21 protein-coding genes, 1 tRNA gene and 2 pseudogenes are annotated in these 24,325 nt (G+C 35.1%); 1 reads left to right on the top strand and 23 read right to left on the bottom strand.

The features are described 5' to 3' along the window. Nucleotides 1–25: 25 nt before the first annotated feature. The 15 genes and pseudogenes from LBD46_03090 to LBD46_03020 form a co-directional block, all read right to left on the bottom strand. Complete coding sequence (locus LBD46_03090) at nt 26–1,219, bottom strand: phosphopentomutase (GenBank protein MDR2426153.1); 1,194 nt, start codon at nt 1,217–1,219, stop codon at nt 26–28. Continuing rightward, nucleotides 1,219–2,166, bottom strand: coding sequence for a transketolase family protein (locus LBD46_03085; protein ID MDR2426152.1), 948 nt, complete (start codon nt 2,164–2,166; stop codon nt 1,219–1,221). Before LBD46_03085 ends, LBD46_03090 begins: the two co-directional genes overlap by 1 nt. Nucleotides 2,167–2,191: 25 nt before the next feature. Further along, on the bottom strand, nt 2,192–3,028 hold the full coding sequence (locus LBD46_03080; protein ID MDR2426151.1) for a transketolase: 837 nt from the start codon (nt 3,026–3,028) through the stop codon (nt 2,192–2,194). 123 nt (nt 3,029–3,151) lie between these two features. Further along, complete coding sequence (gene deoC, locus LBD46_03075) at nt 3,152–3,796, bottom strand: deoxyribose-phosphate aldolase (GenBank protein MDR2426150.1); 645 nt, start codon at nt 3,794–3,796, stop codon at nt 3,152–3,154. A 256-nt stretch (nt 3,797–4,052) separates the two neighbouring features. Next, a complete protein-coding gene (locus LBD46_03070; GenBank protein MDR2426149.1) occupies nt 4,053–4,529 on the bottom strand; it encodes a hypothetical protein in 477 nt (158 codons plus the stop codon). Nucleotides 4,530–4,546: 17 nt separating this feature from the next. After that, nucleotides 4,547–4,711 (bottom strand): hypothetical protein, encoded by a 165-nt coding sequence (locus tag LBD46_03065; GenBank protein MDR2426148.1) that lies wholly within the window; start codon nt 4,709–4,711, stop codon nt 4,547–4,549. Nucleotides 4,712–4,722: 11 nt separating this feature from the next. After that, nucleotides 4,723–6,072 (bottom strand): DUF4139 domain-containing protein, encoded by a 1,350-nt coding sequence (locus tag LBD46_03060; GenBank protein ID MDR2426147.1) that lies wholly within the window; start codon nt 6,070–6,072, stop codon nt 4,723–4,725. Between the two features lie 123 nt (nt 6,073–6,195). Further along, nucleotides 6,196–6,813: a hypothetical protein gene (locus tag LBD46_03055; protein ID MDR2426146.1), complete on the bottom strand. Its 618-nt coding sequence runs from the start codon at nt 6,811–6,813 to the stop codon at nt 6,196–6,198. A gap of 109 nt (nt 6,814–6,922) precedes the next feature. Beyond that, nucleotides 6,923–7,384 (bottom strand): RpiB/LacA/LacB family sugar-phosphate isomerase, encoded by a 462-nt coding sequence (locus tag LBD46_03050; GenBank protein MDR2426145.1) that lies wholly within the window; start codon nt 7,382–7,384, stop codon nt 6,923–6,925. Next, on the bottom strand, nt 7,381–7,962 hold the full coding sequence (gene pduL, locus LBD46_03045) for a phosphate propanoyltransferase (protein ID MDR2426144.1): 582 nt from the start codon (nt 7,960–7,962) through the stop codon (nt 7,381–7,383). Before pduL ends, LBD46_03050 begins: the two co-directional genes overlap by 4 nt. Then, on the bottom strand, nt 7,959–8,714 hold the full coding sequence (gene tpiA / locus LBD46_03040) for a triose-phosphate isomerase (protein ID MDR2426143.1): 756 nt from the start codon (nt 8,712–8,714) through the stop codon (nt 7,959–7,961). The genes pduL and tpiA overlap by 4 nt, the downstream gene beginning before the upstream one ends. Nucleotides 8,715–9,165: 451 nt before the next feature. After that, nucleotides 9,166–10,953: a tRNA uridine-5-carboxymethylaminomethyl(34) synthesis enzyme MnmG gene (mnmG, locus tag LBD46_03035; GenBank protein ID MDR2426142.1), complete on the bottom strand. Its 1,788-nt coding sequence runs from the start codon at nt 10,951–10,953 to the stop codon at nt 9,166–9,168. A 913-nt stretch (nt 10,954–11,866) separates the two neighbouring features. After that, a complete protein-coding gene (locus LBD46_03030) occupies nt 11,867–12,958 on the bottom strand; it encodes a UvrD-helicase domain-containing protein (protein MDR2426141.1) in 1,092 nt (363 codons plus the stop codon). Continuing rightward, nucleotides 12,955–14,558 (bottom strand): annotated as a pseudogene (locus tag LBD46_03025) (ATP-dependent endonuclease). Before LBD46_03025 ends, LBD46_03030 begins: the two are co-directional and overlap by 4 nt. Nucleotides 14,559–14,781: 223 nt before the next feature. Beyond that, nucleotides 14,782–15,888, bottom strand: a pseudogene (locus LBD46_03020) (IS3 family transposase). A 111-nt stretch (nt 15,889–15,999) separates the two neighbouring features. Between LBD46_03020 and LBD46_03015 the strand changes: the two are divergent. Continuing rightward, a complete protein-coding gene (locus LBD46_03015) occupies nt 16,000–16,314 on the top strand; it encodes a zinc ribbon domain-containing protein (protein ID MDR2426140.1) in 315 nt (104 codons plus the stop codon). A 506-nt stretch (nt 16,315–16,820) separates the two neighbouring features. Here LBD46_03015 and LBD46_03010 read toward each other — a convergent pair. The 8 genes from LBD46_03010 to LBD46_02975 all read right to left on the bottom strand — a co-directional run bounded on the left by LBD46_03010 (nt 16,821) and on the right by LBD46_02975 (nt 24,324). Beyond that, entirely contained in the window at nt 16,821–18,878 is a 2,058-nt protein-coding gene (locus tag LBD46_03010; GenBank protein ID MDR2426139.1) for an ATP-binding protein, read from the bottom strand. Between the two features lie 716 nt (nt 18,879–19,594). Further along, nucleotides 19,595–19,673: transfer RNA gene (locus tag LBD46_03005), tRNA-Asp, on the bottom strand. 112 nt (nt 19,674–19,785) lie between these two features. Continuing rightward, a complete protein-coding gene (crcB, locus tag LBD46_03000) occupies nt 19,786–20,160 on the bottom strand; it encodes a fluoride efflux transporter CrcB (GenBank protein MDR2426138.1) in 375 nt (124 codons plus the stop codon). Next, on the bottom strand, nt 20,157–22,142 hold the full coding sequence (gene priA / locus LBD46_02995; protein ID MDR2426137.1) for a primosomal protein N': 1,986 nt from the start codon (nt 22,140–22,142) through the stop codon (nt 20,157–20,159). Before priA ends, crcB begins: the two co-directional genes overlap by 4 nt. Beyond that, a complete protein-coding gene (locus tag LBD46_02990; GenBank protein ID MDR2426136.1) occupies nt 22,139–22,900 on the bottom strand; it encodes a uracil-DNA glycosylase in 762 nt (253 codons plus the stop codon). Before LBD46_02990 ends, priA begins: the two co-directional genes overlap by 4 nt. Next, the gene (locus LBD46_02985) at nt 22,848–23,510 is read right to left on the bottom strand and encodes a hypothetical protein (protein ID MDR2426135.1); all 663 of its coding nucleotides are present in this window, start codon (nt 23,508–23,510) and stop codon (nt 22,848–22,850) included. Before LBD46_02985 ends, LBD46_02990 begins: the two co-directional genes overlap by 53 nt. Next, entirely contained in the window at nt 23,492–24,058 is a 567-nt protein-coding gene (locus LBD46_02980) for a phosphopantothenoylcysteine decarboxylase (protein MDR2426134.1), read from the bottom strand. The genes LBD46_02985 and LBD46_02980 overlap by 19 nt, the downstream gene beginning before the upstream one ends. A 2-nt stretch (nt 24,059–24,060) precedes the next feature. Next, the gene (locus LBD46_02975; protein MDR2426133.1) at nt 24,061–24,324 is read right to left on the bottom strand and encodes a hypothetical protein; all 264 of its coding nucleotides are present in this window, start codon (nt 24,322–24,324) and stop codon (nt 24,061–24,063) included. Between the last annotated feature and the right edge of the window lies 1 nt (nt 24,325).

The raw sequence follows: 24,325 nt of genomic DNA, 5'->3' as shown, positions 1-24,325 counted from the left end.
TGTAAATAAAATTCCGCTCAAATCGCTAAGTTTCTATTTCTTTCTTAAAACTTGTGCCGTTCTTAAGCGGCGGGAGATTAAAAATATCTGCTATCGTTTGAGCGGTATCCGCAAGAGTCTTTCTGACGCCGAGATTGATATTTCTTTGTAACTTTTTTCCGTACACCAACAGCGGTACGTACTCCCTTGTATGATCGGTATGTTTCGTAAAAGACGGATCGCATCCGTGGTCTGCCGTTATTATCAGCATATCTCCATCTCCGAGCATGCCCATGAGTGCCGGAAGAAAATCGTCAAACTCTTTCAAGGCTTTTGCATAAGAGATTATATCTCTGCGATGTCCCCAAAGCATATCGAAATCGACAAGATTAGTAAAAATAAGAGTTTTTTTACTGCTTATGCCGCCAACCCTTATTTCTTCCGCCGTAACTTCCATGCCATTTGCATTGCCTTTGGTGTGAACGGTTTTTGTAATCCCTTTCCCATTAAAAATATCTTCTATTTTTCCTATGGCGACAACTTCTCCACCCGCATTTTTAATTTCGTCCAATACTGTAGTCTCCAATGGAGTAAGCGAATAATCTTTTCTATTTGCCGTACGAGTATAATTTCCACTTTCTCCGATAAAAGGCCTTGCTATAACTCTTCCGATGACATATTTACCAATAAGCATTTTTCTGGCAATTTTACATATTTTATAAAGCTTGTCCAATCCATAAACGCATTCATGAGCGGCAATTTGAAAGACCGAATCCGCCGAAGTGTAGACAATAGGATAGCCCGTATTATAATGTTCATCTCCAAAATGTTTAATTATTTCCGTACCGCTTGCCACACAATTGCCTAAAATTTTCGTTCCGATAAGTTTCTCAAATTCGGTTATTAACTCCTGCGGAAAACCGTTCGGATAAGTTGGGAAAGGCTTATCCAAAACTATTCCAGCCATTTCCCAATGACCTGCCGTTGTATCTTTTGCAGGCGATTTTGTAATCATTTTTCCATAACAGCCGATAATATCCAAATTCTGACAATTTGTTTTTCTTTCCAAAATTTTGTAAAGACCAAGCTTTTCAAGATTAGGAAGATGAAAACCGTTTCCAACCTTGTCGATAATATGCCCGATTGTATCTGCCCCATCATCGCCGTATTCGGCTGCATCCGCAAGAGCGCCAACTCCGGCACTGTCTAAAACAATCAGAATTATTCTGTTTATCGGCATTATTTTCTCTTTAAAACTTTTTCAGCTGATTGCGCGATATTTACATCTTTCAAACCGAATTTTTCAATTAAATCGTAAGCTTCTCCCGACTCACCAAATGAATCATCGACTCCGACAAACTCCATCGGGACGGGACTGTTTCTGACTATAACTTCTGCAACAGCCGAACCGAAACCCGCAAAAATCTGATGTTCTTCGGCCGTAACTATGGCGCCACAGTCTTTAGCAGCATCTATAATCACTTTCTCATCAATGGGCTTTATGGTGTGAATATTGACAACTCTTGCTTTAATTCCTTTCTTTTCCAAAATTTCAGCCGCCATCAAACTTTCGTAAACCATTGTTCCGCAGGCAAGAATCGCCACATCTTTTCCATCGCGCAAAACATTTGCTTTGCCTATTTCAAAAGGTGTTTCCTGTTTTGTAAAAATAGGAACGTTTTCTCTTCCGTATCTTATGTACACAGGACCGTCAAAATATGCCGACATCATTGTCGCTTTTTTAGTTTCGATTAAATCGCAGGGCGCTATTACAGTCATTTTTGGAATACATCTCATTATTGCAATTTCTTCCAAAGCCTGATGTGTCGCACCATCTGGACCTACCATAAGTCCTGAATGAGAACCACCTATTTTTACATTTAAATTCGAATAACAAACTGTAGTTCTTATCTGTTCCCACGGTCTGCCTGAAGCAAAAACTCCATAAGTCGCGGCAAACGGTATAAAACCTGCTGCGGCAAGTCCGGCGGCCATGCCTATCAAATTTGTTTCTGCTATCCCTACATTTATAAACCTATCGGGAAATTTTTTCTGAAAATCATTTATTGCCACTGAAGAAACAGTATCCGCTCCCAAAACAAATATTTTTGGATCTTTTTCACCTAGCGCAACCAAAGCCTCCCCAAAACCGAACCTTGTGGCTTTCTTTCCAAACACTTCAACCATATTATCTCCTAGTCTTATTTATATGTTAAATTTTTTTATCCAGCGCGGCGGCATCTATTTCTTCAATAGCTTTGACAACCAACTCTTTTGAAGGAGCCTTACCATGCCATTCCGCAAGATTCTCCATAAAAGAAACACCTTTGCCTTTTATTGTTTTTGCTATTATCACCGTAGGTCTGCATGTTTCAGTTTTAGCCGACGCATAAGCTCTATCTGCTGCATCTAAATCGTGTCCATCGATTTCTATTACGTTCCAGCCGAAAGATTTATATTTTTCGGCCAAAGGCTGTATGTTCATGACTTTTTTTGTTTCCCCGTCAATCTGCAAAGCGTTATCATCGATTATCGCGCACAAATTGTCAAGTTTTAAATGCGACGCGGCCATTGCGGCTTCCCATACACTTCCCTCTTGCTGTTCGCCGTCTCCCATCAAAACATAAACTCTATTTTCTTTTTTTAATTGTTTAATGCCTGCGCATATGCCCGCGCCTATAGAAAGCCCGTATCCCAAAGAACCTGTTGAAATTTCAATGCCAGGTAGTTTTTTGTCTTTTGCCGGGTGTCCTTGAAGACGGCTCCCCGCCTGCCTTAAAGTGCAAAGTTCGTCTACGTCTATACATTTAAGCTGGGCTAAAACCGCATATAGAACCGGGCATACATGCCCTTTCGAAAGGACAAAATAATCTCTGTTCGGATCATCAGGATTGCGAGGATTAAATTTCATATGGTTAAAATACAAACTGACCAAAAGTTCTACTGAAGACAAACTCCCGCCAGGATGTCCAGAACCCGCAAGCCCTAGCATTTTGATAATATCTTTGCGCACCTCCGCAGATATTATTTTCAAATCTGATGTCTGCATTTACAGCTCCTTTTTTACAATGCTATTAAATTTCATCTTTTTGACATAACTGCCGGAATTAAGCCGCTTGAGAAAATCACTTATATCTTTTCAAATGCAGCTTTACATCTCCATATTTCCCATTTAAAATTCTGCACTTAAAAGTGACGATGTACCTATTCTTGAAGCTCCTGCTTTTATAAACTCCTGCGCTTGCTGTAAAGTTTTTATACATCCGGAAGCTTTTATTTTTATATGCCGGGGAATGGAATTTTTTATCAATTTTATATCTCCGATTTTTGCACCACCGGAACCAAACCCCGTCGAAGTTTTAACAAAATCTGCACCACTTTCCGACACTAGAGCGCAAACTGCCGCGATTTCTTCTTTACTTAAACAACAGCTTTCAATAATGATTTTGAGAACACTTTTTCCAGCCGATTTTCTGAGTTCTTTTAACTCGTTTAGCACATAATTGGTTCTGCCAGATTTAAAAGCCGATACGTTCATTACTATGTCTGTTTCATCGGCTCCATCGGATATAGCTTTTTGCATTTCAAATAATTTTGTCTGCGTCGAATTGTATCCTAAAGGAAAACCTATAACGGTTGTAATTTTTACTTTAGAATTTTTAAGAAACTTTTTACACTCTTTCACGACATAAGGAGGAACACAAACAGAATAAAACCGATATTTTTCGGCATCGGCGCAAAGCCTTTCAAACATGTCAAAAGGCGTATCGGGTTTGAGCAGCGTATAATCGATATATTTTTCTATTCCATTTACCATGAGTATCTTACCGTGTAAGTCTCTGTCTTTTCCGAATTAGCTGCTACGTTTATCAAAACTTCTACAGTATGCGAATTTTTCTTATTAAATTTCACAGAGCTTTCAATGATTTTCCATTCTTTCCGATTCTACATAGGTTCGACGATATTTACGTTAATAGCGTTGTTTTTACTGTTTTTTACAGTTATTTTATAGGTTTCCTCAATAGTTTTATTATGGGCAAAGTTCGTATAATGCGTACGTTCCCTTTCTCCCTTTATATCGAAAGTTTAGCGTCTTTTGCTGTATGATCGATATTGTCTTCTCCTATAAATTCCATTGAATTGCCGTCATACTTATTTACTCGCACTCTCCCTTTAGGCAATGGAATTCCCAGATTATTTTCTTTGGAATTTTTAAATTCAAGGGTTACTGTTACTTTGTTTCCATTTTGTACGCCATTATAAGTGAAAACTTTTTTTATCGGAACATTTCTCGCTGAAATGAACTCTATCTGTTTTATTTCGTTATTTTTAATCGCAGATTTTCTTTGCAGTTCATAAATATGGTATTCAAAAAACGATTTCTCCTGAAAATAAGATTTGGAAGACTGCCCAATGTCGGCTGTTTTAAACACCATTAATTCATCCTGCGCTATATTTTTAGGCGGCGATATATTTTTTACATCGCCAGCCACAAGTTTTAATTTTGCATCTTTAAATTCTGCACCACTGTTATTATTTAAAGTTACCAAGCCTATAATATCGGCTTTTATATCTTTTTCAGCCGAACAGTCTGAACGCCTTCTTTAAGCATAATTTCTCTTGTTTCTTTTATCAGCGCTTTATTGTTATTGTAAACTGTTATGGCAACATCAGCTGAGACAAATCTGGCAAAAAAAGACAATAAGATAGATAAGAAAAATATTTTTTTCATAACCTATCCTTTTATTTCCACCAATATTTTACAGTATAAGCAATTTCCTTTTCGCCGTTTGCGGGAACAGTTACCAAAAATTCCACCGTTCTGGAATCTTTTTTTGTAAAAACGTCCGATTTCTGTGTTATCTCCCAATTATTCCATCTGTACATAGATTCGACTACATTGACTTCAACCGTCGTGTTTTTGCTATTTTTTAAAGTTATTTTATAGCTTTCTTCAACGCTTTTTGAAGAGATGTTTTTGTAACTTGTCTGCTTTCTTTCTCCTGTTATGTCAAAAGCGTTTCCTATATAAATAGAAAGCTTCACGTCTTTTGCTGTATGATCGATATTGTCTTCTCCTATAAATTCCATTGAATCACCGTCATATTTATTTACTCTTATCCTTCCTTTTGGCAGTGGAATTCCAAGATTATTTTCTTTGGAGTTTTTAAAGTCAAGATTTACTGTTACTTTAGTATCGTTTTGCGCACCGTTATAAGTAAAAACTTTTTTTACCGGAACGTTTGAAGCGGTAATAAACTCTATCTGCTTTATTTCATTATTTTTAATCGTTGATTTTCTTTGTAGTTCGTAAATATGGTATTCAAAAAACGATTTCTCCTGAAATGACTGAATGTTCGCCGTTTTGTCCATTTTTAAATCCCATACTTCTCTCCTTCCTGACAAGGCGGGACGGACAATATTTACGTCTCCGGCGATAAGTTTAAGTTTAGCATCTTTAAATTCTGCGCCGCTGTTATTATGCAAAGTCACCCAACCGGTAATATCGGCTTTTGTATCTTTTTCATCGGTTACCAAAACATAATCAGCATTCCAGCTCATGCCTCCGGTTTGATAGGAAACTTCCATTTTTTTTGTTCCAAAAAGTTCACTGTCGATAAGCCATACAAGCGTGGGTTTCAATCTCAAATTTTCAGGAAGTTTCGAAAGAGAAATTTCGCCCTGCGGATTTATTACTATTTTATTTGATGATTGAACGACCAGCCCTCCGGAAACGGACAATAACTTACCGGCAAGTTTACTTCTTTTGTCTTCTCCTGTTCTTTCAATTTCAATGTCCTTGCCTATGTATTTTGTGAGAAGTTTCTCCGTGCTGACTAAATCGTAATCAAAATTCTGTTCAAGAATTTTGATTTTTGAAGCGTCGCTTAAAAATTTCGGCAGAACGCTTGTTGGGTCTATCTGTGAAGCGACATTGTCAAACTCAAGCGTCTGAGCGCCTTTTTTAAGTGACACATCCCTTACTTCCTTTACAAGTGCACGGTTATTGTTATATACAGTTACGGCAACTTCAGCATAGCATTGTACCGACAAAAAAACTAATGACAGAATAAAAGTCGAAAACTTTTTCATTATGCCTCCCTGTTATTTCCATTAAAATATTAATTTCTAAACGTGCTGCTATTTATTATATACAGTATGGTGTAATGGAAAAAATAAATTCGAATTCTTCTCAGTGGCTGCTGAAAAACGTTTTCATTTTATTATTCCATCGTTGCGATTAAGAACAGGCAAAGACCTTAATACGTATTTTACAGCGCCTTCAAGCGTTGATGACAAATCCAGCCCTTCATACGTATATGAGTCCGACCAAACTATTTCTCCGGTTTCGCTGTCTTCCATATATGCATAAACTCCTACCGTCGCATTGCTTGCCATAATTTTATTCGGCTCGTTTAATCCTAAAGCAGGACCCAAATCGTACATCGTAGAACCGCTTATCTCAGTAATATCGCTTGCATAAATTACGGTATACGCATGTCTTGAATTTCTGTTATAAAAATTGTTTTCTTCCGGAAGCCTGATAAGATATTTTTTATCGGGAACATATGTCGTAACGCTTCCTCTGATAATTACATCGCTTTGCGTATCATGACCGGCTTTCACATTGTATCCTTTCGCAAGAAGATGCCTTATAAAAGCGTTTTGCACCACGCTGCCGGAATTTGAATAATCGGTGTTCGAAACAAATTTTCCGACTCTTACGCTTCTTACCGAAGCAAAATCATAGTCCTGCTTTATTATGACCGTCGGAGTAGCGCAAGCCTGTAAAACAAGAAAAAAGGCAGTCATTAAAAATATTTTTTTTATCATTTTTCAAACCTCAAGCCGTCTCTTATATCCCAGTCAGGAAGCGTATACATAACTGCATTTAGCCGCCACAATAAATTTTCTTTCATATTTATATCAAAGGCAGACACAATTAAACTTTGCATTGTGCTTCCTCAATTTTTTTTATTTTTATTATTCTTTTTTCATGACGGGCTTCAAAAGAAGTTTCAAGCCATATTTTTATTCTGTGGCAAAGTTCGCTTACGGTCGCCTTTCTCGAACCGAGACACAAAATATCTGCACAATTATGCTGCGCTGCCAGAGCGGCCGTATCTTCGTCCCAACATGGAGCGGCAATTATTCCGTTAACTTTATTGGCAGCAATGCACATACCTATTCCGCTACCGCATATGAGAACTCCTTTGTCGGCTCTCCCCTGAAGAACCGCATATGCCACTTTTTCGGCATAGTCAGGATAATCACAGATTCCGGTACCTTCATAACCGAAATCTTCTATTTCATATCCTATGCTTGTCAGATATTGTTTAACTGTATTTCTTACTTCCGCTGCTGCGTGATCATTTCCAAACGCCACTTTTGTTATTTTTTTCATTTTATTATTTCCACTTTATCACCGCTTTTTATCAATGCCGCATTGGCTTCATCTATATCCAAATGACATTCTATTTCAGCGTTTTTTTCATCAATTCTTACTACCATGTTTTCAAAAGACAGTGCTCTTTCTCCTGAAACTTTTACGGAAACTACATCTCCATTTTTAAGTTTCATTTCCGCCGCATCTCGTGGCGGAAAATGCAGATGCCTTTTTGCCACTATGCAGCCTTCTTTAAGTTCGACTGCGCCTTTTGCACTTTTTAAAATAACTCCGGCTGTTCCTTTCAAATCGCCGGACAATCTGACAAAAGTCTCAACGCCTATTTTTCTTGCTTCTGCCGCGGTAATTTCTACCTGTGTCTGAATTCTTTCGGGTCCTACGATTCTAACATTTTCAAGAGCGGCTTTCGGTCCCAAAACGTCAACGACTTCATTAGCGGAAAACTGCTGGGGCTGCATAAGAACTTTCTTTACGCTGAGTCTGTAACCTTCTCCGAAAAGAGCTTCGACATGCTCTCTGGTCAAATGAATGTGCCTGTTAGACACATTTACGGTTATGAATTTTTTGTTTTTCATTTTGAATATTTTACTAATTGCGAGAATGATTCAGCTTCAAGGCTTGCTCCGCCTACCAAACCGCCGTCTATATCCGGCTGTTTCATAAGGTCGGAAACGTTTTTTGGATTTACCGAACCTCCATAAAGAATCCTTATTTTGTCAGCAGCAGCATCTTTATATATTTCTTTATAGAGTTTTCTTATATAGTCGTGCACTTCCTGAGCTTGCAGCGGCGTTGCAGTTTTTCCTGTGCCTATAGCCCAAACAGGCTCATAAGCTATGACTATTGCTGAGGCTTCTTCCTCACTCAAATTCGCCAAACCACCTCTTATCTGTGTTTCGATAACTTTAAAAGTCATGTTTTTTTCTCTTTCTTCAAGAGTTTCTCCGACGCATACGACCGGAATGAGATCGGCTGAAAAAGCGGCTTTTACTCTTTTGTTTACCGTCTCATCGGTTTCGGCGAAATACTGCCTTCTTTCCGAATGTCCTATTATCACATAAGAACAGCCCGCATCTTTTACCATGTACGGAGAAATTTCTCCAGTGAACGCGCCTTTTGCTTCCCAGAAAAGATTTTGTGCACCCAAATTTATATTAGTGCCTTTAATTTCATTATTTACCGCGTAAAGAGCGGTGAACGCAGGACAAATTAAAATTTCTACATCTTCAATATCCGATACTGCTTTTTTCAAAGCCTTTACCATGCTTACCGCTTCTTCAACTGTTTTGTTCATCTTCCAGTTTCCTGCCATCAACGGCTTTCTCATGACTGCTTTCTCCTTTTTGTCATATTATTTATAGAGTAAAATTTTACCAGATTCTAAATGAACTTTCAATCTGTTTTTATATTTACCAAGTTCACTATGTTAAACACAGCATCTGAAGTTATTTGCAAAAACAAAGTTGATATTTTTGTTATTTCTGATAGTTGCCATTTGTTTTTTAAAGAAGGAAAAGAAGTTGAGGCAGGGCATGTCGTTAATTCTCTTTTTGATTCTTTTTCTTTTTGCAGACAAATCCAGTTTGATGTGAATAACAGGGATAAGTTTGTAAAAAGCAGGAATGAAAAAATACAAACAAATTAAAAATTAAATTATAGTAATGCTAAACAAAGAGATAGGGTGGATAATATTTACAGTTCATTCGTCTTTATGAAATATTTCCACAATTTTTTTAGCGGACAGATAGATGCTTCCTGTTCCGCCAAAAAAATAAATATCAATGGATTTGTTTTTCATTTTTTCTCCGTTTTCTTTCTTTTTCGAGATAAACCGTCAAAATGGCAATATCTGAAGGTTTTATGGCATGTATTCTTGCGGCTTGTCCAAGAGTTTGAGGTTTCACTTCAAAAAGTCTCTGCTTGGTTTCTGCAGAAAGAGAAACGAGTTTACTATAATCGAAATCGTCTGGAATTCTACGGTCTTCACTTTTTTTCATTTTTGCAGCCATTTTATCTTGTATTTCAATATACCCTTCATATTTTTTGTGTATATAAAGCTCTTCCTTAACTTTTTCAAGCGACCAAGGTGCCAGTTCTTCATCTGTAGGAATATTTTCTTCGTTTCCTTCATAAATATCCGTTAGAGTTTTTTTGTACAATTCAAACTTTTTGTACATAGCGTCAGAAATAAGCCCTATTGAACGGCCTATGTCCATAAGCCGCAAATCCGCATTGTCATTTCTTATTGAAAGCCTGTATTCCGCACGTGATGTAAACATCCTGTAAGGTTCGTCCATACCTTTTGTGGTTATATCATCTATGAGAATTCCTATGTAAGATTCGTTTCTTCCGAGTATTAAGGGAAGCCTGCCTAAAATCTTAAGGCCTGCGTTTACTCCTGCGATAAACCCCTGTGCAGCGGCTTCTTCATATCCGGTTGTCCCGTTAATCTGGCCTCCGAGAAAAATATTTTCTACGGTTTTTGTTTCCAAACTCTTTTTTATCTGCAAAGGACTTGAATAATCGTATTCTATAGCATAAGCGTATCTGATAACTTTTGCATGTTCAAGTCCGGCTATAGAGTTTATCATCTGCTGCTGTAAATTGAAAGGCAGTCCGGTGTATAAGCCGTTGAGGTAAATTTCATTCGTATTATATCCTTCGGGTTCCACAAAAATATGATGACTTGTCTTTTGCGGATACCTTTCGATTTTTTCTTCTATGGCAGGACAGTAGCGCGGACTTTTACTGTCACCGTTACTTATCGGTATCGATGATAAATCTATATTATCTCCGACTATTTTATGCGTTATGGGATTTGTGTAAGTAAGCCAACATGAGACTTGTTTTAAATTTTTTCTCCACCTTTCCATCTCTGTGAAATGCGAAAAGGGTTTGGGATTTACGTCTCCCGGCTGTTCGCTCATTTTTGAATAATCTATTGAATTTGAGTTGATACGCGGAGTAGTGGTAGTTTTAAATCTCTCGAGTTTAAGCCCGCAGTCTTCAATTAACGATTTTGACAGATGAGCGGCTTCTCTTTCGTTAAATCTGCCACCATTAAAAAACATCTTACCAAGATGTATAGTTCCTCTCAAGAACGTTCCTGTAGTGACGACTACGGATTTTGCTTCAATTCTTTCTCCCGTAAGTATTTTAACTCCGCAGACTTTACCATTTTTTACGATTAACGAAGTCGCTTCAGACTGCAAAATATCGAGATTTTTCGTATTTTGAAGCGTTTTCGACATTAACACGGAATACAATTCTTTATCGCACTGAGCTCTCGGCGACCAAACCGCAGGGCCTCTTGAACTGTTTAATATTTTAAATTGTATCCCCGCATGGTCTGTTGCCCATGCCATTTCTCCGCCCATAGCGTCTATTTCTCTTACCATCTGCCCTTTTGCAATGCCACCGACGGCAGGGTTGCAAGGCATTCTTGCTATAGAATCGACATTTAAAGTAATTATAAGAGTTTTAAAACCCATTCTTGCGGTCGCAAGACAGGCCTCGCAGCCGGCATGTCCCGCTCCGATAACTATTACATCGTATTTGTTTTCCATAACCAAACCCTCCTTACAAATATTGAAAATTTTACATCTTTGAAATCCCAAATGCAAACTGGATAAATATCATTTTGTAATTATATATAATAATTATTAACACAATAACCCACCCTTGAATTACGCTATAAACAATCAAATAACCAAAATTTAATACCTTCAGGCATGAATTACATCTCTGAAGCCGCTTATAGACAGCCTTTTAAATACTTTGTATATATTAAGAAAAGCATTGATTATGCGGAAAAAGAAAAACCTCAAAATCCGTTAAAAAATCAAGACTTCAAGGCTCTTAATTATTTATAAAGTTCTAAGCATCTACTAATACGTAATACGGGGTAAAATGTAGGAGTTGAATAGCTTTCTTGCATTTTATACTATTGATTTTTGAACAATTATCTAACATAAAAGCTATAAATTGGGCAAAACAGGAAAAGATTTTGAGCGTTTAACTGGGTCAACAGTCTTATATCTTTCTTCTAAATACCCCTTTTCTTTCATTTCTTTATATATTAATGATGATATAAATATGTTTTAATATGACCATATACTTTCTTATAGATTTTTTGGCATTCAGTACAATTTAATGGTTTTCCGGCTGCATCAAACCATTTCTTATTACCTCGCCATACTTCAAGTGCATGCATAGATATTGTTTGTGATTTCTTTTCTTCTTTTGTATATTTTCTCATATCATTCTATATATCTATAATAAAGCTCTTGCAGATTGGCAACTTGTTGATGAAAGAGCAGACCTTTACGTTCTCACAACAAGAGAATGTCTGAAATCGCTTCAAAAAAGAAATATACTACATTATAATACTAGCAATGAAACTTACTCGTTAAATCAAGACAAAACTCAATGGGTAAAAGTCAAATAGTAAGTAATATTTAACTTTTTGAAATAGCTATATCAGAATATTGAATATTTTGTTACTAATGGCAAAACGACAGTGTCATCAGTAACAAAAGCGACACTATATTTAGCTCTTGTTATCGCCACATAAAACTTATCAATACTTTTTGCTATATGAGAATGCTCTCCAGTTTTTAAAAATTTCGCAATAGGTCCATTTGGTATTATTATGCTTCTATGCGTAGTAAGACCTTTTGCTTTCCCGAAATTAATTGTAGGTAAACCTCCAGCTTTAGAATGTGAAGTTCTGTCATATACAAGAATTAATGGTTTCTTATATTTTTGATAGTATGTAGCTAAATCCGATGTGGCTATATAAAATAATCCACAATGTTCCACAGTATCACTATTCAAAGATGTTGTTTTTGGCAAATTTGGATATAAGCTATCTGCCAAATCACAAATTTCCTGTTTACATCTATAAGATTTATCCATTACAACTAATTTTCCTAAATTTCTCTTAACCAAATATTCAAACCACGTATAAATGTCCACATAAGCTAAATTCTTTCTTGTCTGATGGGTCTTATATGTTGTTTGTCTCGAATCTCCAACCATAACAACGTTTATATCAGAATTTAATATATCCTCCATAACTTCTAAATCCCAACCACTTAAATCCTGTGTTTCGTCAATGAATATATAGTGGTATCTTTTGGCAAGTCTTTTTACACTTGCATTATCCCCTATTTTATTACATTCATAGGCAAATGCAGACATTTTATCGCTATATATAGCTGAAGAATTACGTCTAAAATAGTATTTATCAACATCGGTTTTATTAGTGTAAAGATTTGAAATTTTATTAGAAAAAACCATTTCTGATATTCGTTCTTTATCATAAAGAAATGTTTGATATGGGCGTATAAGGTCAGTAAGCAGAAAAGAAAACCAAGATAAGATAGTTATATTTGGAGGAATATATCCGTTTTTTCTTATAATTTCATCAATTATATTGTTAGTGTTTTCTATTGTGTATGTAGTCATTAATATTTCTTTTTCTGGTATAGATAAGGCTTGGGAAACGATTTGAGTTGTTTTTCCCGTTCCCGCTGCCGCAAAAATAAAACGATTATTTTTTACAGTCATTGGATAGCATCTAAAATGTATTGAGGCATTGTAATTTTATGTGTACTTTCAAATATTAGTAGCGCACATTTTGTTTTATTTTTACTTTTTATCATATAAGTTAAAAGAGATTTTTTATCCGAATAACTTTGACCAAGAATTGAATTTAATACTTCCAAATCATTCACAGCCACAATATTTGTTTCCAAGGTATTTAAAGATTGATCTTTTGAGTAGCATATCTTAATATTTGATTCACTTTGATAATCAGAATATTTGCTTTGCAATGCGGGAATATCTCCATCATTATCCGTTACAACAACTATATTTTTTTGTAATTTTTTAGCTATTTCCAAAAAACGCTTAAAACCCATAGAAACAGACATAACATCAATGTCATCCTGTATAGGAAGTTTGCTATGAGTATCAAGATACGCCCGTTGCACTATCAACTCATCTGATGGACCTTCAACAAGAATGCTTTTACTTGATAAAACAACCCTTAGGGTATCGTAGCCAGGTAATTTTTTGAAATAATCTTGTGTTTTTGGAGAAATATCCTTCATTGACATGGCATTATTATTATGAATAAAGATAGCTTTTTCAACACCTATTTTATTCAATATAAAAGAGCTATGCGTACTTACAAAAATTTGTTTATTGGAACAATTTTCTGTAATGTTTTTTAACAATTTATGCATATTGCCGAAAGAAAGACTTGTTTCGGGTTCTTCAATCATAACTATACTTGTTTTTGATAAATTATTTTGTATAGCAAGCTTTGTTTTAATAGCATTTTGTTCCCCTTTACCAATATATTTAAATGGAACATCATCAAGGTAAAGAGTTAGGTTTGTTTCCCATGTATTCTTTGTAGAAATATCAACTGATAATGCAAGTTTTTTATCTGTTACTGAGGAACTGGACTCTACAAGTTTTTTATTAATATTTTTAATACTTTCTTCATCACCAAATGACTCTTTCAATTTCCTGTACATTAGCGAAAGGTTGGCATTTTCTTTATCCATTAAATAGTTATCTATAATATCAGAAATATGCCTATCTGCTGTGTTTAAATACTTGCTTTCAATATTTGTTAAAATAAACTCTTAAAAGGAAGTTGTGTAAATTTAAAAGGCGCATTAGAAAAGGTGTACCATTTAACTTCATAATACTCTATAGGTATGTTTTTCACCTTTGCAGGTTCTGCAATATAGCTTGTGTAGGCATTTTGAAATTCAGAGTCAAAAGCTATTGTCAAAGATACACCATAAGCATCTTCCAGTAAAGAATTATTTCTGCCAGAAAAAATAGTATCTTTCAACTTATCCGATTCATGAAAAAATATCTCAATTTTTATTTCTGGCAATGGAGTTTGTGAATTTATTTGTAAATTAGCAATATATTCATTAACTATATCAAGATTAAAAAAATAAGGAGAAAGTTCATATTTTAAATTTCTACCATGTATTTGACATGTCAGGGCTAAATGCAACGCTTCAAGCAATGTGGTTTTTCCTGCCTCGTTATTACCTATAATTATATTGATATCTTCATTAAATGAGATTTCAAAATGTTTAAAAGTTTTATAATTTTTTATGATTGCTTTTTTAATTCTCATATCCCCCCCAATGTGACTAAATTATAGTAAAAACAAATAGCTTAGAAAACTAGATACGATATTTGTATTTCTATAATTTGTTTTATATTATTTTCTTTCATATAAATAATTGTTGTATTTTTATATAATACTTATAGGGAGTGTTTTACACAACCTAAAACAACTTAATATTGATGCTTTTTTGGTGGAGTGACCTTTCCCCAAAAGTTCATCCACTTGCAAGTTAGTGAAAAGCCGTTTTTGAAGCTGTAATTTCTGCTTGTTTTTTCATAAATTCACTCGGACTTAAACCGTTTAAAGAACTATGTGGTCTTGTTTCATTGTAATCTTTACGCCATTCTTCTATTTTTTTTCGCTTCTCTGATATTCAAAAATCTGTTCTCATTCAAACATTCATCTCTTAATTTTCCATTAAAACTTTCAATATAACCGTTTTCTACAGGCTTCCCCGGTCTTATAAAATCCAACCTTATTTGATTCCTATATGCCCATTCGTCCAATATCTTTCCCGTAAACTCAGGTCCATTATCTAACGTGATCACTTGCGGCAAATTTCTTACATCCCTTATCCGTTCCAATACTTCTACTATCTTTCTGCCGTTTATCGATGTATCAACTTCTAAATACGGACATTCTCTCGTATACTTATCAATTATCGTCAATATCTTTATCCTTCTTTCACTCCATAAACTTTCAAACACAAAATCCATCGTCCACTGCTCATTAGCTTCTTTTGCCGTTTCCAACGGTTTTCTTATCACTGATATCTGTTTTTTACGCCTTCTTTTTCTCAACGATAAACCCGCTTCTTTATATATTCTCTCCGTCCTTTTGTGATTTATCACATATCCTTCCCGTCTTAACAGTATATGCAGCCTCGGGCTTCCATATCGCCTTTTCTCCTGTGCCAACCCTATAAGCTTTTCTCTTATCACCTCATCATTTTTTCTGCTCTTATATCTCTTGCTGCTTCTGTCTATGCCTGCTATTTTACATGCTCGCCTTTCACTCAGCCCAAGACTTCCTTTCAAATGCTCTACTGCCTTCCTTCTCGCCTCAGGCTTTAAAAGTTTTTTTCGTTTATTTCCTTTAATGCCCTTATATCCAGCGCCTGTTCTGCTACTATATTTTTTAGCCGCCTGTTTTCTTCTTCCAATGCTTTAAGCCGTCTTAATTCACTTACTGTTAAGCCCGAATACTTTGTTTTCCAATTGTAATATGCCGCATCACTCATTCCGTGCTTCCTGCATAAATCCACTATCTTCACACCGCTTTCCGCCTCTTTCAATATCCCGATTATTTGCTCTTCGCTAAATTTCTTCTTTCCCATAAACCTCCTCCATTTGCTTATATTTTGCTTATTTCTGTACTAACTTACAAATGGATGTGTTTTTTGGGGAAAGGTCAATGCCTAAAAAGCCCTGCAAAACATTCATAGACCATGTATAGCAAAAAAGACTTTGCATACAGAGGGTTATTAGTATGCGGAAAATGCGATTGTACCATTATCGGACAAAATGCAAAAAAGAAATATATATATTATCGCTGCAGTTTTTCAAAAGGACAGCATAAACACAGCGGGTATATCAGAGAAGAAAATATGCCTGAATTATTTTTGCCTGTTATAAAATCAGTATCTACACCAGATGTTATTGTTTCTTGGATTGAAAAAGGTATAAAAGAAATATCAAAACAGCAAGAACACTTAAAAACAAACAAAAAAGAACTCCTCATAACTTATATGATATGCGTTTAGATGGTATAAAAAATGAAGAAATATTCAGTATAAAGGAAAAGGAATTGACAGAAGAGCTTGCTACACTCAAAAGCAAGTTAAGTTATTGTGAAGCAGATAGCCAAAAAGTGCTCCAAAATGCCCATAGAATGCTAAATATAGTAAATAACCTTGAATTACGTTATAGAACAGCAGATAACCGTGAAAAATCCCATATTTTAAGGTTTTTGGGAGTATTCTTGAAGGCAAAACTGTTAAAATTATTTACAACTATTTTGCATTCTCTACTATACCCGTTCACTTAGATAACATCATATAGAAAATATACGATAAGACCTTTTATTTCTTCTTTTTAATTGTTTCTCTAACTGTTGTTTTAGGATGTTGCTGAGAATATTGTTTAGAAACAAACTTACCCGTAACTGCACTTCTTGAAGCTTTTACTGTTTTTGCCATTTTTATTTCCTCCTTACTTTAAAAGCAAACTATCATTATGAACATATCATTTTACAAATAAAAATAACAGTTTAATTCAATAGAATGTTTAGTTTATTAAAAAATATTTCATTACGTTTGTTTGCTCTTGTATATATATCTGTATATTTTATTATTTCTGAATACTGGTTGGCTATAGTTAAATCATTTTCAAAATTTTTAATATCAGCAGAATCTCTTACAAAACCATCAATGTTATATATTTTTCTATAGCCTGACGGTTTATCATATTTGTTGAAATTATCTGTTATCAAATAAGTGTAAAAATGTTCTATTGCAAACTCAGGCTTTACAAAATTTGCCAACAATTCCACATATTTGTCCATTTGCCCTGCATTTTCATTTACCCCTATTTTTGGATCTTTAAGCTCTATAATAATACATTTCCTTTCCTCTGGAAAAAACAGTAAATCCATTCGTTTGTTTAATCTTTTTTCATTAAATTCATTCAATTGCCGCTCTTCTTCTTCAGATAAATCCCTAATTATCTTGGAACCTTTTATTTTAATATCTGATATAGATTGCTCACTTGCCCCGTCAAAATACAAAAATAATTCATCAAGCAGCCATAAATTTGAATCAATATTATTGTTGGCTTTCTTTGGCAGTAATAAATTGTGGAATAATGCTTCATTTTGACTTTTATTATTTTTATATAACTCCAAAGCATTGTTAAACAAACTTAAAACATATTTTCTATACATAATATAACTTGAAAGATTAACAGAATTTTCAAGGTTAACTTTTATAGATAAATCATTTATTTCTTCCTCTAATTTTTTTAAGTCAACATCACCTTTTACATCTTTTATATTCTCAACAAGGCTATTGATTTTTTCAATCGTTTTAATCTGCAATTCCTCGTGAAAAACTTTAATCTTTGAAACAATACTATTCTTTGAATCATTATATCTAATTGAACCAAGTAATGATTTTTTAGTTTCTTCATCTGCCAATAAATATAAATATGCTTTATTATTTGAAATTTTATTATATTCGCTATCAGTTAACACCTTTCTAACTCTATCTTCATTTTTCTTCTCTAAAACTCCAATTTCATAATTTAAAAATTTATCAACTTTATCCTTTAACAATGCTTCTATTTTATCGGAAGTTACAAAGCTCTTATTGGGATTCTTCTTATCAGTAGGAATGGACAACTGTGTTCTTGACTCATTCAAAAATCTATTCAAATACGAAGACTTTAAATAGACATTGTAAAAGTATCTAAAGCCATTCTTATCCTCTAAGACGTTTGGCGGCAAATTAAGATTATTTATTGTTCCAGCTGCTCTTTCATCAACGATGTAAAAGGCTTTATTTTCTTCAATATTTTTAGTTTTAATATGCAGGATTTCAAAATCAACTTTACTATCAATTCCGCCTAATGCAGAAGTATCAGTAATACTAATACTTTCCTTTTTGACTTTATCACTTTTTAAATTTTCAGTATTGATTATTCTCTCGGAGACCTTCCCGCTATCATCCGTTAATTTAATCTCAAAAGTTTTATTTTCTTCTATTAAATAGTATAGAAAGATATAAAAATGATTAAGTATTTCCTTGTGATAATCATCTATGCTAATTAAGGTGCTTTTTTGATATTGAGGTTTAATATTGTTGAATAAAATAGATGTTTCAATATTATGTGATTCTTTCACTTTTTCTTTATTGTCTTTTATTTCAGATGTATCAAAAACAAAACTTCTATGAAATAACTTTGAATTTTCTTCAAAATAACTGTCTATGCTAACATCTTGAAAAACTTTAAGAAATGCCATTCTTCCTAAACCCTTTCCGCAAGCGTGATTTGTTTTATATGCTTTTCTTGTAAAACTATCAAAGTTGACATCGTTAAAACCAGTGCCATTATCTGTTATGATAAAAGATTTAATATAATTATCTTTATCTTCTATTATCTCATTTGCCTTGTATTGTCTCGTAAAATTTACTTTGATTTTTACATCGGTATTTTCAATAGAAGAATAAAGGGCATTTGATATTGCTTCAAACAAGCAAAACAAAAAACCCTCTTGATTTGTTAATTCGTAATGTTTTATTAAATCGTTAATATCTGTCTGCAACAACATTCCAATACTCTCCAAATTGAAATATCCAGATTATACGATAAGAACCGACTCTAGAATTATATCAAAAAAAATCTTTAATTTTAAATGGTTTGTAATCCCGGAATTGGTTTTATATAATACAAGAAAGTTAGATTTAGGAGCATTTGTCGTATACGTAAGCCAAAAGGTTTATTAAAACTTAATATTGATTATTTGTTGGAAGTGCAGAGAAAGACTGTGCTGAGCTGGATAAGATAAAAAACCTTATTTGACACACTTAGAGCCTCAAATAATCGTTTGTTTTTAACCTGTTTCTTCGGAAACAGGCAGAGACGGAGATTATAGGGTTATCTAAGTGGCTCATATAATTTGCCGCCTTTTTATTTTACCGATTTCAAGACACCTAACAAAAAACATATAATAAAAGGAGTTATACAATGGCTTTGACTAAATGCATGGAATGTGGAACAGAAGTGTCAGACACGGCAGTATCTATGATTTAAAATTAAAGCTGAAATAAAGCAGAATAGAAAAATCCCATATTTTAAGGTTTTTGGGAGTATTCTTGAAGGCAAAACTGTTAAAATTATTTACAGACAGCCTTTTAACTATTTTGTAGATATTAAGGAAAGTTTAGCTGGAGAAATGCGAAAGCCGCCAAAATCCGATTCCATAACCGGACAAGCGGCTTCTTCATTGTCTTCTTCGCCATGTATATCAAGTTGTAACGATATACTTGGCGGGAACGACGGGATTTGAACCCGCGGTCTCTGCCTTGACAGGGCAGTGTGTTAAACCAGGCTACACCACGTTCCCAATAACAATGTCGGAAATTATACCAGAAAGTATTTTCAATGTCAAATTTTTTATATATTATCAAATTTTTCTTTATTTCCCACTTTCTTTGTCTCCGCATTTCAAAACAAAATTATTTTAACAGTCGTGCAGCTGTATACCCAGCAATAAATCCAGCAAGTGACATAAAAACTGAAATAAACAAATATATAAACGATCCTGCAATATTCCCGCTTTTTATCAAACCATAAAATTCCAGAGAAAATGTCGAAAAAGTCGTAAACCCGCCAAGCAGTCCTACCGTAAGAAAATATCTTATATAAGAATCAACAATTTTACTTTCATAAAAAGAATCGGCAAAACCCATAATGAAGCAGCCTGTAAAGTTTACAATTATTATTGTAAAAGGTATTCCCCATCTGATTACGGGTAAAAATTCCGAAATCAGAAATCTAAACAATGCACCGAGCGCACCTCCAAAAAATACTGCTAATATATTTCCTATCATATTAAATCCGACGGCATAATTTCTATGCTGACCTGTGTTCCTGTAGACTTCTTGTATTCGCTTATTAAAGGAACAGCTTTTAAAATGTCTTCTTTCTTGCCTTTAATAATTATATGCCTTCTATAAGTGTTATGCAATTTTGCAATATAAGCGGGAGACGGCCCTAAAATTTTTACTGGAAGGGCGAGACTTTTTGCAATATTTTCGATTAACATTAGAAGCTGCTCGGAATCATGTATGGCTTTTTTTTCGTCTTTATTCCGTACAGCTATTTTGGCTACATCGCAGTAAGGCGGATAAAAAAGCTTTTTTCTATGCTCGGTCTCCACTTTATAAAAAGATTCGAAATCGTGTTTTTTGGCATGTTCTATGGCATAATGTTCGGGGTGCGCCGTCTGAACTATCACATTACCCTGCATATCGCCTCTGCCGCAACGACCGGCAACCTGCGTAATCATCTGAAAAGTTTTTTCAGCCGACTTAAAATCTGGAAGATATAAGGATGTATCAGCGTCAATAACACAGACGAGGCTAACGCGCGGAAAATCAAAACCTTTCGCAATCATTTGAGTCCCAAGCAAAATGTCGTATTTGTCATTTTTTATTCCCTTGTAAGCGTTAAGATAAACTTCTTTTGAAGACGCCGTGTCTCCATCAAGTCTGAATATTTTTGCTTTTGGAAACATTTTTTTTAATTCATCTTCAACTTTTTGTGTTCCCGTACCGAAAACGGATATTTCTTTGCTTTTGCATATCGGACAGGTTATAGGAAGTTCTTTTGTCTCTGCGCAATAATGGCATTTCAGCAAATCCGGGTTTCTGTGAAAAACCATCGATATAGAACAGTTCGGACATTGGTAAACGTTTCCACAATTACGGCACATTATGGAAGGAGAATAACCTCTCCTGTTTAAAAAAACGATTATCTGCTCTTTTCTGCTTAATGCGTCTGAAATCGCTTCTATCGTTTCCGTCATGAGAATGCTTCTGAGATAAAGCCTGTTTTTTAAAGAAAGAACTTTCACTTCGGGCATCTGCTTTTTATCGATTCTTTCCTGAAGCGTAATCAACGTAAGTTTATTTTCAAGCGCATCTTTGTAACTTTCCAAAGAAGGAGTGGCAGATCCCAAAACAACTGCGGCTTTATGGTATTTCCCTCTCCAAAACGCCACTTCTCTGGCATCATAAGACGGTTTTTGTTCCTGCTTATACGTATGTTCATGCTCCTCATCAATAATTATTAAGCCAAGATTTTCAAAAGGAGCAAAAACCGCAGAGCGTGCCCCGAGCATAATTTTTATTTCGCTGTTTTTAGCCTTCATATATAATTTATATTTTTCAATATTGCTTACGGAGCTGTGCCAGACGCCGACTTTACCAATAAATCTTTTTGTGACAATGTCCACAAACTGCGCCGTGAGGGAAATTTCAGGAATAAGCATTATCGCGCTTTTGCCAAGTTTCAAAGCATATTCAATATTATTTAAATATATTTCGGTTTTTCCGGAAGCGGTTATTCCAAAGAGAAGAAATTTCCCTGAGGTTTGCTCTAATATGCCGTTATTGATTAAATCAACGGCGTTTTGCTGCCCTGTATTAAGCAAATGCCTTGCGCCATAAACATTATCTTCACTCACAAACAGTTTTCCAGATTTTTTTGGGGAAGCTTTTATGGATGGTGGAATTATGGACGCAAGCGCTTCCCCCAAAGAACACACATAATTTGCACTTATATATTTTGCAAGCTCAACCGACTCTTTAGTAATTATAGGATTGCTATCCAGAATTTCTGTAACAGTTTTCAATTTGAATTTATTTTCTTTTGTTTCGCATACGGACAAAGCATAAGCTGTCAAATTTCTTTTTCCGAACTGAACTTTTACTCTTTTTCCCACAACATTTTCTGCAGCAATATTTTCCGGAGGAAGGTAGTAGAATGCTTTATTTAAAGGTACGGCAACGGCAACCTCGAGAACTTTCATATTTTGCCTGTTTTGAGAAATTTCGTGACTATTTTCATGTCATCCCAAACAACTTTTTTAAGACTCGGATTTCTAAGTAATGCCGCCGGATGATACGTAGGCATAAGTTTTATGCCGTTATATTCTCTCACGCTTCCGCGTATAGTGCTTATGGATTCTTCGCTTCCAAGAAGCCCTCTCGTCGAAGATGCTCCGAGAGTTACGATAATTTTAGGTCGTATTATTTCAAGCTGTTTGTCAAGATAAGGACGGCAGTCGTCCATTTCTTCCTGAGTGGGGGGTCTGTCATTAGAACGCAGTTCTGGATCGGAAGGGTCTTTCATCGGATGGCATTTTACTATATTTGCTATATACACTGTTTCGCGTGTATAACCCATCGCTTCGATTATTTTTGTTAAAAGCTGGCCTGCCCTTCCTATAAAAGGTTCTCCTTTATGGTCTTCATCAAAACCAGGTCCCTCACCGACAAACATTAAATCCGCGTCGGCTGCTCCTACTCCAAAAACGCAGTTTAGCCTGCTTGAACCAAGCGGACATTTACCGCATTTATCGGTTTCAGCTTTTAACGCCGCAAGTTCCTGTGCTGGTCCTGCTTTTTTCACAAAAAAGCTGCTTTCACCAATATTTTTTTCCAAACTTTTATCAGTCGCGGGTTTTATCACTGGATCCTTATAAATTTCGTCTTCGTCCCAGTTTTGATACTCTTCAAGGGACCTTTTTGCCAGCTTTATTATTTGAGAATATTCCGATTGTTTCATCTATTATTTTTCCCGCTATTGCATTTTTATCCGAATTATTTATTTTGATAACAGTTCCGTCTTTGTTAATTATATTGACCGAAGTTTTATCAGCTCCCATAGATTCTTTGCCGTTGGCTATTATTAAGTCAAGAGCTTTGGATTTCAGTTTTTTTTCAGCATTTTCAAGAAACTTTTCCGTTTCAAGAGCAAAGCCTGCAACTATCTGGTTTTTTTTATTTTTGCCGCAATAAGCTATTATATCAGGGTTCTTTTTTAGTTTTATTACAGGAATTTTTGCAGCTTTTTTTATCTTTTGATTTTTAAGTGAAACCGGCGCAAAATCGGCTACAGCGGCTGCACCTATCACTATGTCTGCTTTATCCAGATTTTCTTTAACCGCATTAAACATATCCAAAGCGCTTACTACATTTATAAGTTTTACTTTTTTCGGCGGCAGAACTTCACTTCTTCCACATATGAAAATAACTTTATTTTGTTTTGCCAAAGCCTGTTTTGCAAGAGCCACACCCATTTTCCCGGAAGAATCATTGCTTATAAATCTCACAGGATCGATATATTCTTTCGTTGAACCTGATGTTATTAAAAATATCAGATTTTTTTTGGACATTTTTTGGAAAGCCCCTTGATAATTTCCGAAATGATATTTTCACTACCGGCAAGCCTTCCGTCTCCTATGTCACCGCAAGCAAGTTCACCCTTTTCAGGCATGACAAAATCATATCCGTAGCTTTTTAAAGTGCGAATATTTGTCTGAACGGCTTTATGTCTGAACATATTAACGTTCATGGCAGGACAGACAAGTATTTTTGATTTTGAAGCAAGGACGGTCGCACACAGCAAATCGTCCGCTCTGCCGCATGCCAGCTTTGATATTATATCGGCCGTCGCAGGAACAATAACAATCATATTGGCTTTTTTTGCCAGAGATATATGCTCTATTTCCCATACGGCAGGCTCATCAAACATTCCAACGTAAACTCTGTTTTTAGATAAAGTCTGCAAAGTCAAAGCAGTTATAAATTTTGAGCCGCCGCATGTAAGAATGCATTCTACATTAGCGCCAAGCTTAACAAGCCCGCGTATTATATCGCAGGCTTTATATGCGGCTATTCCTCCGCAGATGCCCATTATTACGTTTTTATTTTTTAAATCCATAATTATGCCTTAGTCGATTCGGACTCCGATTCGGCTTTAGTTTCTTTTATTTTTATTTTTTTCTTAAGTTCTTTTATTTTTTCAGCAGTCGCAGTACCATCTAGAACTTCATCTAAAGCCTTTGTTATGAGTCCGGCCTGACTTAATTTTCTATAATTGTCTTCATGTTTTTTTATTTCAATCCATTCCAATGCAAGCTTAACGACTTCATATCTTCCCATTTTTGATTCAAATACGGCTTGTTCCAAAGGTTTTGCCTGTAGCATT

This window comes from Candidatus Endomicrobium procryptotermitis, from assembly GCA_031279415.1.
In the GTDB taxonomy this organism is placed as follows: domain Bacteria; phylum Elusimicrobiota; class Endomicrobiia; order Endomicrobiales; family Endomicrobiaceae; genus Endomicrobium_B; species Endomicrobium_B procryptotermitis.
Note: the sequence above shows the minus strand (reverse complement) of the source record. Positions and strands in the feature narration are given on the sequence as shown.

Bases quoted from the DNA above. Each gene is read 5' to 3' on its own strand.
- LBD46_03090 (MDR2426153.1), bottom strand. From the start codon at position 1,219: ATGCCGATAAACAGAATAATTCTGATTGTTTTAGACAGTGCCGGAGTT.
- LBD46_03085 (MDR2426152.1), bottom strand. From the start codon at position 2,166: ATGGTTGAAGTGTTTGGAAAGAAAGCCACAAGGTTCGGTTTTGGGGAG.
- LBD46_03080 (MDR2426151.1), bottom strand. From the start codon at position 3,028: ATGCAGACATCAGATTTGAAAATAATATCTGCGGAGGTGCGCAAAGAT.
- deoC (MDR2426150.1), bottom strand. From the start codon at position 3,796: ATGGTAAATGGAATAGAAAAATATATCGATTATACGCTGCTCAAACCC.
- LBD46_03065 (MDR2426148.1), bottom strand. From the start codon at position 4,711: ATGAAAAAAATATTTTTCTTATCTATCTTATTGTCTTTTTTTGCCAGA.
- LBD46_03060 (MDR2426147.1), bottom strand. From the start codon at position 6,072: ATGAAAAAGTTTTCGACTTTTATTCTGTCATTAGTTTTTTTGTCGGTA.
- LBD46_03055 (MDR2426146.1), bottom strand. From the start codon at position 6,813: ATGATAAAAAAAATATTTTTAATGACTGCCTTTTTTCTTGTTTTACAG.
- LBD46_03050 (MDR2426145.1), bottom strand. From the start codon at position 7,384: ATGAAAAAAATAACAAAAGTGGCGTTTGGAAATGATCACGCAGCAGCG.
- pduL (MDR2426144.1), bottom strand. From the start codon at position 7,962: ATGAAAAACAAAAAATTCATAACCGTAAATGTGTCTAACAGGCACATT.
- tpiA (MDR2426143.1), bottom strand. From the start codon at position 8,714: ATGAGAAAGCCGTTGATGGCAGGAAACTGGAAGATGAACAAAACAGTT.
- mnmG (MDR2426142.1), bottom strand. From the start codon at position 10,953: ATGGAAAACAAATACGATGTAATAGTTATCGGAGCGGGACATGCCGGC.
- LBD46_03030 (MDR2426141.1), bottom strand. From the start codon at position 12,958: ATGACTGTAAAAAATAATCGTTTTATTTTTGCGGCAGCGGGAACGGGA.
- LBD46_03015 (MDR2426140.1), top strand. From the start codon at position 16,000: ATGTATAGCAAAAAAGACTTTGCATACAGAGGGTTATTAGTATGCGGA.
- LBD46_03010 (MDR2426139.1), bottom strand. From the start codon at position 18,878: ATGTTGTTGCAGACAGATATTAACGATTTAATAAAACATTACGAATTA.
- crcB (MDR2426138.1), bottom strand. From the start codon at position 20,160: ATGATAGGAAATATATTAGCAGTATTTTTTGGAGGTGCGCTCGGTGCA.
- priA (MDR2426137.1), bottom strand. From the start codon at position 22,142: ATGAAAGTTCTCGAGGTTGCCGTTGCCGTACCTTTAAATAAAGCATTC.
- LBD46_02990 (MDR2426136.1), bottom strand. From the start codon at position 22,900: ATGAAACAATCGGAATATTCTCAAATAATAAAGCTGGCAAAAAGGTCC.
- LBD46_02985 (MDR2426135.1), bottom strand. From the start codon at position 23,510: ATGTCCAAAAAAAATCTGATATTTTTAATAACATCAGGTTCAACGAAA.
- LBD46_02980 (MDR2426134.1), bottom strand. From the start codon at position 24,058: ATGGATTTAAAAAATAAAAACGTAATAATGGGCATCTGCGGAGGAATA.
- LBD46_02975 (MDR2426133.1), bottom strand. From the start codon at position 24,324: ATGCTACAGGCAAAACCTTTGGAACAAGCCGTATTTGAATCAAAAATG.